The sequence below is a fragment of the Fibrobacter sp. genome (assembly GCF_045131395.1).
GTDB lineage: Bacteria > Fibrobacterota > Fibrobacteria > Fibrobacterales > Fibrobacteraceae > Fibrobacter.
In genome coordinates, this window is record NZ_JBGUQY010000045.1 from 35,497 (window position 1) to 50,820 (window position 15,324).

Annotated in this window: 14 protein-coding genes and 1 tRNA gene; 9 read left to right on the forward strand and 6 right to left on the reverse strand. The window is 52.2% G+C overall.

Translation table 11 applies throughout. The features are described from left to right. Positions 1–132: 132 nt before the first annotated feature. The 9 genes from ACJMNB_RS10980 (at position 133) to ACJMNB_RS11020 (ending at position 9,600) form a co-directional block, all read left to right on the forward strand. Positions 133–717, forward strand: coding sequence for a hypothetical protein (locus ACJMNB_RS10980; RefSeq protein WP_405342379.1), 585 nt, complete (start codon positions 133–135; stop codon positions 715–717). 79 nt (positions 718–796) lie between these two features. Further along, complete coding sequence (locus ACJMNB_RS10985) at positions 797–1,684, forward strand: MBL fold metallo-hydrolase (RefSeq protein ID WP_405342381.1); 888 nt, start codon at positions 797–799, stop codon at positions 1,682–1,684. 9 nt (positions 1,685–1,693) lie between these two features. After that, a complete protein-coding gene (locus ACJMNB_RS10990; RefSeq protein WP_405342383.1) occupies positions 1,694–2,443 on the forward strand; it encodes a tRNA (guanine(46)-N(7))-methyltransferase TrmB in 750 nt (249 codons plus the stop codon). Positions 2,444–2,481: 38 nt separating this feature from the next. Further along, positions 2,482–4,125, forward strand: a complete 1,644-nt coding sequence (recN, locus tag ACJMNB_RS10995; RefSeq protein ID WP_405342385.1) for a DNA repair protein RecN — start codon at positions 2,482–2,484, stop codon at positions 4,123–4,125. 12 nt (positions 4,126–4,137) lie between these two features. Further along, a complete protein-coding gene (gene pgsA / locus ACJMNB_RS11000) occupies positions 4,138–5,295 on the forward strand; it encodes a CDP-diacylglycerol--glycerol-3-phosphate 3-phosphatidyltransferase (RefSeq protein WP_405342387.1) in 1,158 nt (385 codons plus the stop codon). A gap of 49 nt (positions 5,296–5,344) precedes the next feature. After that, positions 5,345–5,418 (forward strand) — tRNA-Met (locus ACJMNB_RS11005). A 131-nt stretch (positions 5,419–5,549) separates the two neighbouring features. Then, positions 5,550–7,751, forward strand: coding sequence for a DNA primase (gene dnaG, locus ACJMNB_RS11010; RefSeq protein ID WP_405342389.1), 2,202 nt, complete (start codon positions 5,550–5,552; stop codon positions 7,749–7,751). An 83-nt stretch (positions 7,752–7,834) separates the two neighbouring features. After that, positions 7,835–8,578, forward strand: a complete 744-nt coding sequence (gene sufC, locus ACJMNB_RS11015) for a Fe-S cluster assembly ATPase SufC (RefSeq protein ID WP_405342391.1) — start codon at positions 7,835–7,837, stop codon at positions 8,576–8,578. A gap of 2 nt (positions 8,579–8,580) precedes the next feature. Next, a complete protein-coding gene (locus ACJMNB_RS11020; RefSeq protein WP_405342393.1) occupies positions 8,581–9,600 on the forward strand; it encodes a SufB/SufD family protein in 1,020 nt (339 codons plus the stop codon). Between the two features lie 39 nt (positions 9,601–9,639). Here ACJMNB_RS11020 and ACJMNB_RS11025 read toward each other — a convergent pair whose 3' ends face one another. The 6 genes from ACJMNB_RS11025 to ACJMNB_RS11050 form a co-directional block, all read right to left on the reverse strand. Continuing rightward, positions 9,640–10,872: a bifunctional diaminohydroxyphosphoribosylaminopyrimidine deaminase/5-amino-6-(5-phosphoribosylamino)uracil reductase gene (locus ACJMNB_RS11025; protein WP_405342395.1), complete on the reverse strand. Its 1,233-nt coding sequence runs from the start codon at positions 10,870–10,872 to the stop codon at positions 9,640–9,642. Between the two features lie 28 nt (positions 10,873–10,900). Further along, positions 10,901–11,347, reverse strand: coding sequence for a rhodanese-like domain-containing protein (locus ACJMNB_RS11030; protein WP_405342397.1), 447 nt, complete (start codon positions 11,345–11,347; stop codon positions 10,901–10,903). Further along, positions 11,347–12,600: a hypothetical protein gene (locus ACJMNB_RS11035; protein WP_405342399.1), complete on the reverse strand. Its 1,254-nt coding sequence runs from the start codon at positions 12,598–12,600 to the stop codon at positions 11,347–11,349. The genes ACJMNB_RS11030 and ACJMNB_RS11035 overlap by 1 nt, the downstream gene beginning before the upstream one ends. A gap of 2 nt (positions 12,601–12,602) precedes the next feature. Next, the gene (locus ACJMNB_RS11040; RefSeq protein ID WP_405342401.1) at positions 12,603–13,316 is read right to left on the reverse strand and encodes a hypothetical protein; all 714 of its coding nucleotides are present in this window, start codon (positions 13,314–13,316) and stop codon (positions 12,603–12,605) included. 51 nt (positions 13,317–13,367) lie between these two features. Continuing rightward, the gene (locus ACJMNB_RS11045) at positions 13,368–14,177 is read right to left on the reverse strand and encodes a hypothetical protein (RefSeq protein WP_405342403.1); all 810 of its coding nucleotides are present in this window, start codon (positions 14,175–14,177) and stop codon (positions 13,368–13,370) included. 78 nt (positions 14,178–14,255) lie between these two features. Next, positions 14,256–15,176, reverse strand: coding sequence for a M23 family metallopeptidase (locus tag ACJMNB_RS11050; protein ID WP_405342405.1), 921 nt, complete (start codon positions 15,174–15,176; stop codon positions 14,256–14,258). Between the last annotated feature and the right edge of the window lie 148 nt (positions 15,177–15,324).

Below are 15,324 nucleotides of genomic sequence, written 5' to 3' on the forward strand. Positions count from 1 at the left end.
TAAACCCGGAGTCGGAGTTTTCTGCTCAAAAACGAACTAGAGAAAACAAAAGTTTACATTGCAAAAATAAAAAAAATCACACTTTCTTAAGAAAATAAATGCAATTCAAAATAATAAAATTATATTTAAGGCATGAAATCTACAATCCTGCTATTTTCTGGTCTCGCTGTAGCTGCTCTCCTTTCCGCCTGTGCCGGTTCAAACTCTGGCGAAAATCTGGAAGTCCCGACGAACCTCCCCCCGATTTGCCGCGACATCGACTTTGTAGAACAGCCCGATATGCGCGAAATGTGTGGAGTCCGCACAGTACGCACCCTGGCCTATAAAAACATTCCCCAGCAGCGTTACCTGATTAAGCCGCAAGAGACCTCGATTGTTAAAAGTAATGGCAAGATTGAACTGCGTTTCCAGAACTCTTTGCCCCTCTATCTGGACGGCCCCATTGCCGACGAACTTGAATTCTCCCAGCAGAAGCGCCTCGAAAAGATCAAGAATTCCTACGACTACCACGAAATTTACAACAAGGGTGTAGAACGTATCCGTATTTTCAAGATGGGCATTCCTACCGACAAGGGCAATACCTACGAATTCTGTTTCCGTATTCCCGAAAAGAAGGGTAACGCCCGTACCCGTAGCGTCGCCATGGGTAACCATATCGAAGCCTTGAGCTGCGCCGACTTTGACCGACTGGTTGCAGAAAACGCAAAGACCAAGTAAATTCAAAGTTCTGTTCAGACTTCATGAAAAGAAATCGCGCCGAGAGGCGCGTTTTTTTTATATTTGGCGCAGAAACGTCATGGCAGAGAGCAAATACATTCATAACGCCCTAAAGCAAGTTCACGTGAACACCTCGTGTACCACCGTTGTCGGCTTCTCGATTTCGGGACTTGCGACCTATATTCAGCTCCCGGAGCTGGATTTTTGCATCGATATGGGCGAATGCCCCCTTTCGGCGACTTCGCTGAATCACGTATTCTTGACTCATGCCCACGGAGATCACGCCCGCTGCCTGATGCGTCACCACAGCCTGCGCAAGATGATGGGCGTTGAACGGGAAAGTGTTTACTACATGCCCGAACGCATTTGCGATGGGGCCCGTAACTGGATTCGCTCCGAGGCCATGTTCGAAGGGGTGCCCGAGACCAAGTTCCGCTACCCCGAAATTGTGGGCGTAAACGCTGGAGAGCTCCAGTTTTTGGAACATCGCAAGGACTTGGCCCTAGAAGCTTTTGAAGTCAAGCACTCCATTTACGCCATGGGCGGAACCATTTACCATTACAAGAAAAAACTCAAGGACGAATACCTGGGAAAAACGCCCGACGAAATCATCAAGCTGCGGGAAAGCGGAACCGAGATTACCCGAGAAGTGTACGATCCGCTGGTGAGCTTTATGGGCGACTGCATGGGCGAAAGCCTGTTGGAAAACCAGCGCGTATTCCAGTCGAAGGTGCTGATTACGGAATGCACCTTCCTTGCGCCCGAAGATTACGAAATGAGCCACAAGAAGGGCCATACCCACATTAGCCAGATTGCAGATGCGTTGAACCGCATGGGCGACCAGGTGAAATGCGAGAAGATTATCCTTGCCCATTTCTCGATGAAGTACTCTGAAAAGTACATTCGCGAAATGATTGCAAAAGAAATTCCGGAGAAATTCCTGGACAGAATAGTTGCGTTTATTTAAGAGATTTTTATGGCAAACGAAGAAGCACTGAACGAAAGCGAAGAAAAAGTTGAAAAGGACGTGGTGATTCCTGAATTTTACCGCGACCTGAAAGAAGATCCGGAATCGAAGGGATTGTGGCATTACGTGTTCCGTACCCACGGCGACCGCAAGCCCATTGCCACCCCCGATGGACTCCCCCACAAGCTTGACTTTAACTGGAAGGACATGTTCCCGCAGCTCGCTGAAGGCGGCAAAGTTGAAGTCGAAATCGGCAGCGGCAAGGGCGGATTCCTTTCGGAATATGCCCCCAAGCACCCCGATACCGTGATTATGGGTAGCGAATGGGATTACACCTGGGCCAAGTTTGCCCAGCGCAAAATGGACAAGGCCGGCGCCTTGGCCAACGCCACCATGCTTCGCGGCGATGTATTCTTCTTCTTGCGTGACTGCGTGAAAGACAACACGGTGGATGCCTTCCACATGTATTTCCCGGACCCGTGGCCCAAGGAACGCCATCACAAGAACCGCCTTTTGCGCCCGGACTTCTTGGTTGAAGTTGCCCGCGTGCTGAAGCCCGGCAAGAGAATTTTCTACTGGGGTACCGACCACCAGGAATATAACGAAGTCGCACTCGAAGTTTTCGACAACTTCAAGGGTTGCAAGATTCTGGAACGCAATACCGCAGAACCCACCGAAGGGATCATGACCGGCTTCGAAAAGAAGTACCGCAAGGAAGGTCGCCCCATCTACCGTAGCGTTGTCGAATTCGAAAAATGACACTTAGTGTCAAGGGTTTTTGCTAATTTTTTGCCGCTATGTTAAAGTCACTGTCGATTAAAGGTTTTACGCTTATTGCCGAAGCTAACGTTCCCTTCCGCGAGGGTTTTACAGCCATCACTGGCGAGACCGGCGCAGGAAAATCCGTATTGCTCAAGGCGCTCCGCATCGTGTGCGGAGACAAGGCGCAGGCCTCGATGGTGCGTACCGGCGAAGAAAAAGCCGTTGTCGAAGCGACTTTTGATATTGCAAACGAGCCCCAGGTCAAGAAGGTTCTTGAAGAACTGGAAATTGACAGCGATGACGAACTGGTTTTACGTCGCGAAATTGCAGAAAATGGAAAAAGCAGAGCTCGTGTCAATGGAGCAATCGTAACGCTCCCCGACTTGCAGCGTCTAGGCGAAGAACTGATCCAGATGCATGGCCAGAGCGAACAGCTCCTGCTGCGCGACACCCGCACCCATACCAAGATGTTGGACGACTTTGCCGGCAACGGCGAACTTACCGCCCAATATGCAAAGGAATGGGCTGCCTGGAACGAAATCCAGGACAAGATCAAGGAAACAGAAGAACGTGCCAAGAACCTGGCCGCCCAAAAGGACTTTTTGAAGTTCCAGTTCGACGAACTTTCGAAGGCCTCCCTTAAGGAAGGCGAAGAAGAAGCCCTGGAAGAAAAGGTGAATAGCGCCAGCAAGCAGGAAGCGGAAACCCGCTACCTGAACGACATTCAGGGAATGCTGGGTGGTGAAAACGGCCTCCTGGACCAGGTGCAGATTTTGCAGGCCAAGTTGCGTTCGTTGGCAGCAAAGCTCCCGGATTACGAAGAATACCTGAAGTCCCTTGAAGAAGTGACGGACCCTTACGAAAGCGTTTGCAAGGACTTGCTGCGCCTGCGCCCCTCTGCCGCCATGAGCGCCGCAGATATCGACCGCGCCAACGCCCGCATCGCCCAGATTCAAAAGCTCAAGCGCAAATACCGCACCGATGTGGCGGGCCTGATTGCCTTGACGGAACAGCGGAAGGAAGAACTTTCCAGCCTGGAAAACTTGGATGCGGACCTGGAAGAACTTGCCCGTCAGTCCAAGAAGGCCCTTGAAGCATTGCAGGCAACCGCCCTCAAGCTGACCACCTCTCGCCAGGAAGCTGCCGCCCGATACGACAAGGCCGTCAGCGAAATTTTGAATACACTGGGCATGCCTAAAGCGATTTTCGAGACTTCGATTGAGACCCAGATGCTTTCGCCCAACGGCGCAGACAAGATTGAATTTACGCTCGCCCCAAACCCCGGCGAAGGCTTCAAGAGCCTGCAAAAAGCGGTTTCGGGCGGTGAACTCAGCCGCGTATTGCTCTCCATCAAGAGCGTCATGGCTGATTTAGACCGCGTTCCCCTGCTGATTTTTGACGAAGTGGATTCCGGAATCAGCGGCGAAATCGGCAACAGCATTGGCGAAGCACTAAAGAATTTAGGACAGCACCACCAGGTGCTTACCATTACGCACTTACACCAGGTTGCAAGTCGCGCTAAGAACCAACTTGCAGTGAGCAAAGAAGAAATCGAAGGACGAACCTTTACGCACGTGGTTGAACTGGACCACGAAGGCCGCGTAACCGAGCTCACGCGCATGCTGGGTGGCGAAAGCGAAACCATTCGCGAACATGCAAGGCAACTATTAAAAGTTTGACAGAGGCTTTAAATGACAGAAGAACAGACATCCGACATCAGGTTACGCTCCCGCGTATGGAGCGTTTTGAGGGCTATGGTTTTTATAGCCGTCATCGTCTTTATATGGATGGGCATGGCCAAGACCGCAACCGCCCTGGTAGCAATCGCCCTCTTTATGGGTTGGGTTAATTTGTACCAACTCCGTTCGCAGGAAATCGAAAAGCCCTATTACAGGCTTTGGCTGAACGTGATTGACGGATTCCTTTCGTTTGCGGTGATGACAAGCATTTTTGTGCGCGACTTGCTGCAAAACGACCAGGCCGAAAAATTGTTGGCCGTCGGTTGCGTATTCTTGCTGGCCCGCCTGGTGGCCCACACGCTATTTAGCCTCGGCGTGCTTCGCGAAGGAAAATCACTCCCCCGCAAGCGTCGCTGGAGCAAGATGTCGAACATCGCCATTACCGTGACCATGGGCGTGTACTTGCTGAATCTCGAAGACTACCAGCAGATTTGCATGGTAACATCGATTCTCTTGATTATCGCCTCTACCGTTGCATACGCCTACTGGTATTACCGCGACCCCGCCCACCGCAAGCCGCTCTCCATTGCAAGCCAGCTCACCATGAGCCGCATCGTGCTGACGCCCTTCTTCTTGTGGGTATTCTTCTACGATAACGATCTGGATTACAGCAACAACAGCCTGGTTTTCAAGAGCCTTTCGCTGGTGATGGTGCTTGGCTTTATGCTGACGGACTTTTTGGACGGTTACCTGGCCCGCAAACTGGGCGAAGTGAGCACGCTCGGCAAGTACTTGGACCCGTTCAGCGACAAGATTTCCAACATGACGATTTTCATGTGCTTTATCGCTACAGGTTATGCTCCGGTGTGGATGGTGGCACTCATTTACTTCCGCGAATCCAGCGTTGAAACCCTCCGCACTCTGGCTGCCAGCGAAGGCCTGATTATGCCGGCACGCCGTAGCGGCAAGTGGAAAACCGCCCTCCAGGGAATCGGTATCGTTGCCATTCTGCTGGGAGCATTGGACCCCATGAGCGCCATTATTCCCAATTATCAGGCATTCTGGAGCGTTTTCCCCCAGGCTGTGATGGGCGTCATTACTGCGATTACCATTATTAGCGGCATCGATTATTTCGTTGCCAGCAAGCACATCCTCAAAAAATTCGTTTAAAAACCCTTGACATAGGTATCGAATTTTACTATATATGGGCATACCTCGACGCGGGGTGGAGCAGTTGGTAGCTCGTCGGGCTCATAACCCGAAGGTCGCAGCGTTCAAGTCCTGCCCCCGCTACTAAAAGAAACCCGTCCTTCATAAGGACGGGTTCTTTTTTATGCGCTCTCGCCTAATCATACTAAGTACGCACCATACCCCGAGCGGTTCGTTGCTCACAAAAAAGGCGCATCTTTTTCTATTTTATAAACGTGGCGTTCTACTCTAACGAAATCATTCAGCAGCTCAAAGCCCACGCAGATATTGCGTCGGTCATCGAGAATTTTGTACCGCTGAAACGTTCGGGAAATGGACGCTTTGTAGGCGTTTGCCCCTTCCATGATGATCGCAGCCCCTCCATGAACGTAAACCCCAGTCTAGGCATTTACAAGTGCTTTGCCTGTGGTGCCGGCGGTGACGTTTTCAAGTTCGTGCAAGAACACGAAAAAATGGATTTTAAGGGCGCCGTAGAATGGGTGGCCAACTATACCGGCTTTGCACTCCCTAAACTGGGCGCAGCCGAAGACAACGAAATTACCGAAGAACGTGCCATGGTTCGCAGGCTCAACGAACTTGCCTGCGAGTGGTTCGAACAGCAGCTAACTCTTTCGCCCAAGGCGCTGCAATACCTTTCCAGCCGCCACATTACCGACGAAACCCGCAAGCTGTTCCACATCGGCTACGCCCCCGATGGCAGAGAAGGTTTAATCAGCTACGCCGCCAAGAACGGATTTTCGCCCCTGGACTGCGTCAAGGCGGGACTGGCCGTCCAAAAAGAAAATGGCGGAATCTCGGACAAGTTCCGGGACCGTCTGATGATCGCCATCCAGAACCTTTCGGGTGCAATCGTAGCCTTTGGAGGCCGCGACCTGAGCGAAAACAAGGACTTTAAGCGCGCCAAGTACATGAACAGTCCAGAAACGTCGCTGTACCACAAGAGCGACATTCTATTCGGATTGCACCATACGCGCCAAAGCATTGCCAAAGAAAAGGCCGTGATTATCGTAGAAGGCTATTTCGACATGATCAGCCTTTTCCAGGGTGGAGTCACCAACGTCGTGGCGGCTTCGGGAACAGCCCTGACAGAAACCCACGCCAGTATCCTCGCCCGCTATGCCGAAAAGGCCTACCTGGTTTTTGACGGTGATAAGGCCGGCAGAGAAGCTACCTACAAGAGTTTACAGATTGTATTGCCCAAGGGAATCGCTCCCAGGGTATTCGCTCTTTCCCGCCCCGATGGCACAAAGATTGACCCCGACAATTTTGTGAACGAAAGAGGCGCCGAAGCCTTTAGAGAAGCGCTGAAAGGATCTGAAGACTGGCTCTCTTATTTGATGCGGCTGCAGGATATGCAAAGTCCTGAAGAACGGGCAAAGCTCATCAACTTTACCAAAGCCCTGGTCAAGAGCATTCCCGACCGCGAACTGAGAAACCAGTATGTAAAGCTGATTTCGGAAAGGCTCAATACCGACCGATCCCTGGCGCAAGTAAAAGCCCTCAAGCCACAAAAGACTTTCGAGGAACGGCGTCACGTTCAGGAGCCGCAAAGCCCGAACGTAGAAACCATTCCGCAGCTGGAACAGGAAGCCAGCCTGAACTGGGCAAGCATTCCGCCCATGGAAATCCGTTTTGCGAACCTGATTCTCAGAAACCCCACGCTTATGGACCGGGCTCTGGAATACTTTGACATGGACTGGGCCGCCAGCGGAATTTGCATGTTCGAATCGCCGGTTGTGGAAGAATTCGTGAATTCGGCCATCGCCTTGTACGCCGAAACGGGAGCCGTATCGCCGCAGTTGCTCTACGACTACGTGTCCCCCACCCTGCGACTCTTTTTGGAAGGGCTGTCCGAAGAAGTCTGGAAAACGCCTCAAGAAATTATCGAATTTTACCAGACGCTCACTGAATTTTCTAAAAAACTCTGCGACCGACAAAAGCACCAGATTCCGCTGACCAGCAACGAAGCGGTTGAAATCCGCATGCAGATGTCCAAGTTCACCCAGGGCATGCAGAAGTTGAACGCTCTGTTCAACGCCGAAAAGATTACCATCGACGCCTTCGCCGACCAGGTGGTTCGTAGCAAGGCTCAGCTGATCCAGTTCCAGGGAGCGATTCAGGGCGAACCCATGAGTGCAGCCCCAATAATGCCGGCAGCCCCCGCCCCAGTAGCACCGGCAATGGCCCCTACCCCGGCAGTTGCCCCGGCACCGCAAAACGCACAACCCAGTGCACCGCAATTTATGGAAGAGCCGCCCCAGGCTCCGGCTGGATACACTGAAGAAAATTTCACCGAAGAACAAATGTCTGCCGAAGAACCGCCCGAAGGTTTTGAACCCCCGCCGCCTGAAGATGACGAAGAATATTCTTACGGCGGTGACGACAACATGGGCAACGACTTTGACGACTTCGGCTAATCAGTTCATCTGATTATAGAAAGAATTGATAAGACGCGGGCCGCAAGTTTTTCTAAATTTGGGCCGTGAAAATGGAGAATTCTATGCTGTCCATCAAGAACCTGAAAGCAAGTATCGAAGACGGAACCCAGATTTTGAAGGGTATCAACCTGGAAGTGAAACCGGGCGAAGTCCATGCCATCATGGGCCCCAACGGTTCCGGTAAAAGTACGCTTTCGAAGGTGATTGCAGGCCACCCCGCCTACACCGTGAACGATGGCTCCGTGACCCTGGACGGCAAGGACCTGCTCTCCATGGAAATCTGCGAACGCGCCAATTCTGGCCTGTTCATCAGCACCCAGTACCCCACCGAAATTCCGGGCGTGAACAACGTGGAATTCTTGCAAATGGCGCTCAACTCCAAGCGCGCCTACCTGGGTCTTGAACCGCTGAGCGACGCCGACTTCAAGAAGCTTTGCGAAGAAAAGATGGCCATGCTCGAAATGGATGACCGTTACCGTGACCGCGGTGTAAACGACGGCTTTAGCGGCGGTGAAAAGAAGCGCAACGAAATTCTGCAGATGGCTATCTTGGACCCGAAGGTATCCTTCCTTGACGAAACGGACTCTGGCCTCGACATTGACGCCCTCCGCATCGTGGCTCACGGAATCAACCAGATTATGTCCCCCGAAAAGGCTGTAATCCTGGTGACCCACTACCAGAGACTTCTGGACTACATCAAGCCGACTTACGTGCATGTGCTCCGCCATGGTAAAATCATTCTTTCGGGCGGCCCGGAACTGGCGCTGAAGCTTGAAGAACAGGGCTACGACTGGATCGAGGAATAGGCATGAGTTACGACGTGACCGAAATATCGATGGCCGCAGCCGCCCGCCTAAAGGCGATTGGAATGCCGCGCCGCAATAACGAGTTGTGGACATTTTTCCCGGTAAACAAGATTCCCGAAAACACAGCCGAAACTCCAGTTTCTACCGGAATGACAAATTGCGATGATTTCGGCATTGCAAGCGAAGACGATTTCGCCGCATTGTTGCCGATTGCCAAGTCTGCCCCGCTCATGAAGAAGGTCTTTGCCGCTGGCGAAACCGAGATGGGAATCATCAAGAGCCGCGACGACTTTGGACACAGCCAGTTCATTATTGAAAAAGGCGCCAAGGTTTCGCTGGAAATTTTGGACAACAAGGTGATGCATGAAATTGCCGCCGAGCGTTTTGACATTGTTGTCAAAGAAAACGCCGAATTGGAAATTTTCTTTGCAAATCCCGAAAACGAACTTCCGCTGACCTTCAGGCATTTCGACATCAAGCAGGCTGCACACTCTACCGTACGCTTTGCAAACATTCTGCAAGACGCCGGCATCGGCCGCATTAGCGCCCGCATCGAGCTCAACGGCGAAGGCGCCAATTTTGATTACCGCAGCCTGAATATTCTGAAGGGAAACGCCTCCAAGCACCAGCGCCTGACGATTTTGCATAACGCTCCCGAAACAGTGAGCACGCAGTTCGTGCGCAATATTCTGGACGAAAACGCCTACACCAGTTATGACGGCCAGGTGGTGGTCGGCTACAACTGCCCCAAGGTGAATTCGAGCCAGCTGGTGAACACGATTCTGTTGAGCGATGGCCCCAGCGTTTCGGTGAAGCCGGTTCTCAAGATTTACCACGACGACGTGGAATGCACCCACGGCAATACCGTAGGCGAACTGGACAAGGATCAAATGTTCTATTTGACCAGCCGCGGAATTCCGGCGGACAAGGCGCGAGCCATGCTGACACGCTCCTTTGCGAAGGAACTCTTCTTGCCGCTGCCCGAAGGACCGGCCAAGAAACGCCTGATGCAGATGATTTAATGAAGATTGTCCTCCCTGACCAAGTTAGGGAGGATTTTTTTATTTCTCGTAGACGGTCAGCACATCCGGACCGATCATAAACGATTCTTTAGCCACAAGGTTCGTCGGCAATTCCGGATAAGCGAGGCCGGTGGCGCCGCTGGATTCAAGAGCGCGTTCGACCGCGGGGTCCGAGGACTGCCATAGATCCAGGCGATTCCACAAACCGCATTTAAAGATTTCTTCAGCCAGGCGGGCGCCAGGTTCCACCATCAGGCGGTGCATGCCACGGGCCGAGAGATTCGCATGCATTTCGTGCCAGTTGGCAACGAAGGATGCATTGCTTAAAGCCACAACTTCAACTGTCAGCGACTCCCCCGCGACACTCAATTTTTCAAGAGCCGGCTGTGGCACGCATGTGAAAACAATGGGTGCCTTGCCCTCTTCTACAGGAGCTTGGAACACGCGAAGGCCCGAGATCTCGGCAGCGGTAAATTCATGATGCCCCGCCCAGATGATTTTGACGGGATTGTTCCCTTGTGCATAGCGCACATCGAGAGCGGGGTTGTCGGCAAGGAGCGTGCCCGCGCCCACGAGAACAGCGTCGCTCATGGCGCGGAGCTCATGGTTCCAGCAGTTGGCGCCTTGAGCGGTAATCTTGAGAGGCGCATGCAAACCGTCTGAGGCAAGCGCGCCCATGTAGCCTTCTTGGGAAATGGCGGACTTGAGTTCGACAAAAGTCGTCTTGGTGCGGACATGGAAATCGTAGGCTTCGAAGAAGCGTTCGATTTCGTGAAAGAGCATGCGAGATTCGGCGCGGGTCTCGGCTAAAGTCATCGGTTCTTCGCCCGAAAGGACCTTGCAACCGTCGTGAAAGCAGGAATCGTCCCAGCCGTTTTCGGAGATTGCCTTTTCGCAAGCTTCCAGGCCTTCGTACACCTTGATGCCCGCTTCTTCGAGAATGCTACGGCTCTTGCCGCGCACCACAGGATTCGGGTCGGCATGGGCGAAGTAGACTTCCTTGATGCCGGCTTCGATGATTGCCTTGGTGCAAGGGGGCGTGCGGCCATAATGGCAGCAGGGTTCCAGCGTCACGTAGATGGCCGCCCCGCGGGCGAGTTCGCCCGCGTCACGCAGCGCCATGACTTCTGCATGGGCATTCCCCGGGCGCTGTGTACGCCCCTTCCCCACGACGATTCCGTCGCGGACAACAACCGCCCCCACCGCAGGGTTCGGGCGGCTAATCCCTATAGAAAATAGGGATTGCTCGAATGCCAGTTGCAAATAGTTCATGCATCAAACAACGCCAACGGCGCGTTCATTACTTTTTCGGGTAAGCGAGGTAACCACCGAGAACGTTATACACGCGAGTATAGCCCTGGTCCATCAGGAACTTGGTAGCGGCTTCGCTGCGACGGCCAGAACGACAGTAAATCAGCAAATCCTGATCCTTCGAAAGTTCGCCAAAACGCTGTCTCAGGTCACCCAGCGGAATATTCACGGCATGAGGAGCAAAGCCTTCGTTCAGTTCCGACGGATTACGCACGTCCACGTAAACGGCACCGGCAGCATTCATTTCGATAGCCTTGTCCCAGTCAATCGATTGTACGCCGGCACGCACGGCCACTTCAGAAGGAGTCGGAGCCTTTTTTGCCACAGGCTGTTCCACAGCGGGCTGAGCCTGGACTTGAGCTTCTTCGGCCTTCTTTTCTTCGCATCCTGCAAACATGAATAACGAAGTCACAGCAATCAAAATCAACTTTTTCATTATTTCTCCATGGTTAATTTATTTACGGATTCAAAATCATTTTCGTCTAGCTGCAGGTATACACCCAACACGCGGTAGGTGTAACCGTCATCGCGCTTAAGAGGCACCGCATTAAACCAAAGCAGGCGACGCCCCATCCCGAAAGGCCCCTTCCAAGATTTAGAAAGGCCTTTTTCGAACACTTCCGAAAGTACACCGTGGAACAGCGAGAAATACCGGGGGCGCACCACTTCCAGCAAACGTTTGCCTTCGATTTCCTTGGGAATGGGGCTACCGAAAGCCAGGGAAAAAGCCTGATTGCAACCACAAATCTTATAATCCCTATCAATCCAGAAAAGACGGATATCCGGGAAGGCAAGAGCCGCCACCTGGGTCGATTCACTGACCTCGGATTCTTCGGTAATAGGCTTTTCAAGCTGCAGGTCTAGCTTGCGGGCAGAACCGCGGAATACGATTTTTGCATTTTCTTCGGTGTAAAGACGACCGCAGAATGCATACCAGTCCAAATTGCCGTCTTCACCCATCAGGCGCAATCTCACGCCGCGGTTTTCGCTGGAATCCTGGCCCTTGGCACGAAATTCCACAATGCGGGAATTCAAGTGCTTGTCAAAGAACAGGTAATCGTCTTCGGGCATCATGGCGCGAATATCCTGAACGCCCTGGGTTCTGGGGATTGCCCTGCCTTCATCATCGACAAGAGGTGTCAAGAAGGTAAAGGTACGGGTGTCCACATCCATGGACCACAGAAAATCCCCCGTGCTCTGGAGCAACAAGTCAACTTTCTCCTTCAGTTCATCGCGCTGCGTACGGGATTCCACATCCAAAGTCACGTTCTTGAGCAAAAGCACCATGTGGACATCGCCACCCTGCCTTTGCCTGGCACGGATTTCATACCAGTTCAGACCATCGCCCATGTCTTGGGAAAAGACAAAGGGAATATCGGGATAGGCGTCAAGGCCTCTGACATATTCCGAAAAGCGCTTGAATTCTGCAGCCGAAAAGACCTTCTTGAAGGACTTTTGACGAAGAATCAGATCATAAAGAGGGTCCGAAATAAAGGTGGGAGACGCATCGATGAGTCGCCCTTCTTTAGAAATAATCACCAAGAAATCGCTCAGGTAGCCCGCAAAATTGGAATAAATCTTTTGCTTGTTCAGCAAATCCCTAATCAAGAGCACAGAAATCACAAATGCTGTTATCACCAAAAAACAGACAAAGGACACTGCAATTAAAAGACCTACTGGTACCTGCATGCCTATAATATAGTCTTTTTTCGTATTGATTTCGATGCCGTAAAGCCAAACCAATCCCATATGGGGTAAGCATTGCCATACGCTCCCGAAAGGGACCAGTTTCCGACTGAAAGCACCAGTGAAACCGAAATGGCAAATTCAGGAAAGCGATAAGCCGATATCACGGACAAATGCGCAAATTTCAGGTAATTCCCCACATCAAAGGATTCGCCGTCATATTCCGCAAAGGCGCCAAAGCGAGCCCCGTCGAACCGAAGGGCCACCCCATAATCCATGTCAAAATAGTCCCCCTGATTCACTAAAGCGACCATTCCGGAAACAGACAAGGAGCTTTTCATGAGGGCAAGCCCCGCCTTATAGCGGTTACAGGTCCAGTTTTCTTGGCCCGGAAGAATATCCACCGACACTCCGTAGCCCAGCCCCCCGACAAACCATGAATGAGCTACCGAAGTCTGCAACTCGGAATACACCTGCCGGTAAAGGGTATCCATTTCCGTATAGGAACTAAAAAAAGCCATGCGGAAAAGCCCAAGCCCCATTTCGCCAGCCGCACTCGCCACCTGCAGAGACGCGTCCGGAACCTGGGCATAAGCCAGCCCGAAGCCGCCAAATTCCCCTTCGCCTAAACGGCGGGCAGGAGAAGACCTGTATCCCGGCAACCCCGAAAGGGCCAAGGAACCCCCAGGATTTTGGACAAATTCTCCGGGAAAATCCATAGCCAGAGCAAGGGACGCCAGCCATACTATTAATAATAGGACGCCCTTCATTCAAGGCCTCACCAGCAATCCCACCAACTTTTCATAGCGTCCCGAAGACAGGGAGATATAGATAACACCTATATCCGAGAGCTGTTGTAATGGGACATTCAGCCATGCGTTGGTATAGGGCGGCACCTCCATTTTCCATTGTTCCCGCCCCATCGAATCCAGCAATTTCAGCGCCACCGACTGTTCACTTTCTATATAAACCCGCAAAGGGGTCTTGTTCAAGCGCACCACCCGGGTCGACAGCTTGAAGGTAAAGGGTGCCTCGGGTTCACGTCGGGCACTTCCCCGGCGGCCACCAGCCTCCGGATTTTCATAGGCTTTCTGGAAACCCGGCGTATTCTCCGCCCGCAGCGTCCGGGGATTGAACCCCGATGGGCAAGCCACCGTTGACCGGTCCCAGGCCACACTATCGATTACCGTGTCACCCTTGCAAATCGCAATAGAACCCGCCGTATTGTTCAAGTACCCCATGGCATACTGAATGAGCCGCACATCCTTGAACCCCAGGTACTCCCGCAAAAGCAGCGTGTCCCTTGAAAAAAGGACTGTTTCGTAAGGGGCAATGGAATCCCGCCCCCGGCTCTTGCCTACACTCCAGTTCTTGGTCCGGTTGCAAAAACGGTACTCCTCTATAGGGAGTGACCGCCCCGACGCATTGTAGACTTCCACCCATTCAGGCTCCGGTTCCGCAGGGCAATGGTGAATTTCTGTAAAATAGAGATCCGGAGTCTCCGACCAGGCAGAACCGAAAAGAAAAAACACCACGCTTAAAAGAAGCGTGTTCAAACGCAAAACTGCATTAAGATTCATGAGACCCCCTAGGGGGTGCTGCCCTTAGCCAGTCAAGCCGGCGCCATATTTTAGGGGCAGGGCGTTACCTTGGATCCGTTAGTCAACGGTATATCCGTTAGGCAACATATAGGCAAGCGGGTTCACAGGGCTGTTGCGGACCCAGACCTCGTAATGGAGGTGGGGACCCACGGAACGGCCGGTGTTACCCATATAACCAATTACCTGATAACGGTGCAAGTACTGACCCGGGTGCACAATAGACAGCTGCATGTGACCATAGCGCGTCTTGATGCCGTTTCCGTGATCAATAGTTACAAAGTTACCGAAGGTCGAACTCATCTGGGCCACTTCTACCACGCCATCGGCAGAGGCATAAATCGGGGTCCAGCGTTCGTTAGCAATATCCACACCCTGGTGCATCTTGCCGACTTCACCCGTGACCGGATGGATACGGGGACCGAAAGCCGAAGCATAACGACCATTCGTCGGAGAGATAGACGGGATAAAGCGCCACATATAGTGCTTTTGGCCCATGAACTTGTTCAGCGTGCGGAAAGAGGAATCGTTGTTCGCAAGCTTGCCCTGAATGCGCTGAGCGGTTTCATTCAAGATGGACATGCGTTCATAGACCGGGGACGTCTTGCGCAACAAAAGGGAGTTAGGGCTAACAGAACCACCCGTACCCAGTTCGCGGGAAGCTTCATCCTGCACGGGCAGTCCAAAGCTAGCATAAAGGCGATTTTCGTCAGAAAAGAAAGAAGCCGTGGTGTTGGACAGGTAGTCCAGGGTTCCCTGGATCTGGGACATTTCCTTGTCCAGTTTCTGGCGTTCGTTCAACTGGTGGTTCAGGATCCCATCATAGATAGTGGTCGAAACCATCTGGACGATAAACAACAATACACCAATCGCTACAAAGATCCTAAGCACGGGCCATGCCTTGAACAGGAAGGCCGGCATGTGGACGGTCATAGACTTCGAGGAGTTCTGAAAGTGTATGGTTGTCTTGTAAAAATTCACGGGCGAAAAGATAGCAAAAAGGTCTTAAATGGCAACGCCTAATAGTGTGACGGGGGTCATACGGGGGGTAAAACGGGTCAAAAACGGCTTTTTTAGCTTAAAAACAGCAAAAACGCTTTTTCCATGAAAGGAAAAAGTAACATTCAAA

What these genes read in the sequence shown, in the direction of transcription:
- ACJMNB_RS10980 (WP_405342379.1), top strand. Translation starts at nt 133, where the DNA reads ATGAAATCTACAATCCTGCTATTTTCTGGTCTCGCTGTAGCTGCTCTC.
- ACJMNB_RS10985 (WP_405342381.1), top strand. Translation starts at nt 797, where the DNA reads ATGGCAGAGAGCAAATACATTCATAACGCCCTAAAGCAAGTTCACGTG.
- ACJMNB_RS10990 (WP_405342383.1), top strand. Translation starts at nt 1,694, where the DNA reads ATGGCAAACGAAGAAGCACTGAACGAAAGCGAAGAAAAAGTTGAAAAG.
- recN (WP_405342385.1), top strand. Translation starts at nt 2,482, where the DNA reads ATGTTAAAGTCACTGTCGATTAAAGGTTTTACGCTTATTGCCGAAGCT.
- pgsA (WP_405342387.1), top strand. Translation starts at nt 4,138, where the DNA reads ATGACAGAAGAACAGACATCCGACATCAGGTTACGCTCCCGCGTATGG.
- sufC (WP_405342391.1), top strand. Translation starts at nt 7,835, where the DNA reads ATGCTGTCCATCAAGAACCTGAAAGCAAGTATCGAAGACGGAACCCAG.
- ACJMNB_RS11020 (WP_405342393.1), top strand. Translation starts at nt 8,581, where the DNA reads ATGAGTTACGACGTGACCGAAATATCGATGGCCGCAGCCGCCCGCCTA.
- ACJMNB_RS11025 (WP_405342395.1), bottom strand. Translation starts at nt 10,872, where the DNA reads ATGAACTATTTGCAACTGGCATTCGAGCAATCCCTATTTTCTATAGGG.
- ACJMNB_RS11030 (WP_405342397.1), bottom strand. Translation starts at nt 11,347, where the DNA reads ATGAAAAAGTTGATTTTGATTGCTGTGACTTCGTTATTCATGTTTGCA.
- ACJMNB_RS11035 (WP_405342399.1), bottom strand. Translation starts at nt 12,600, where the DNA reads ATGCAGGTACCAGTAGGTCTTTTAATTGCAGTGTCCTTTGTCTGTTTT.
- ACJMNB_RS11040 (WP_405342401.1), bottom strand. Translation starts at nt 13,316, where the DNA reads ATGGATTTTCCCGGAGAATTTGTCCAAAATCCTGGGGGTTCCTTGGCC.
- ACJMNB_RS11045 (WP_405342403.1), bottom strand. Translation starts at nt 14,177, where the DNA reads ATGAATCTTAATGCAGTTTTGCGTTTGAACACGCTTCTTTTAAGCGTG.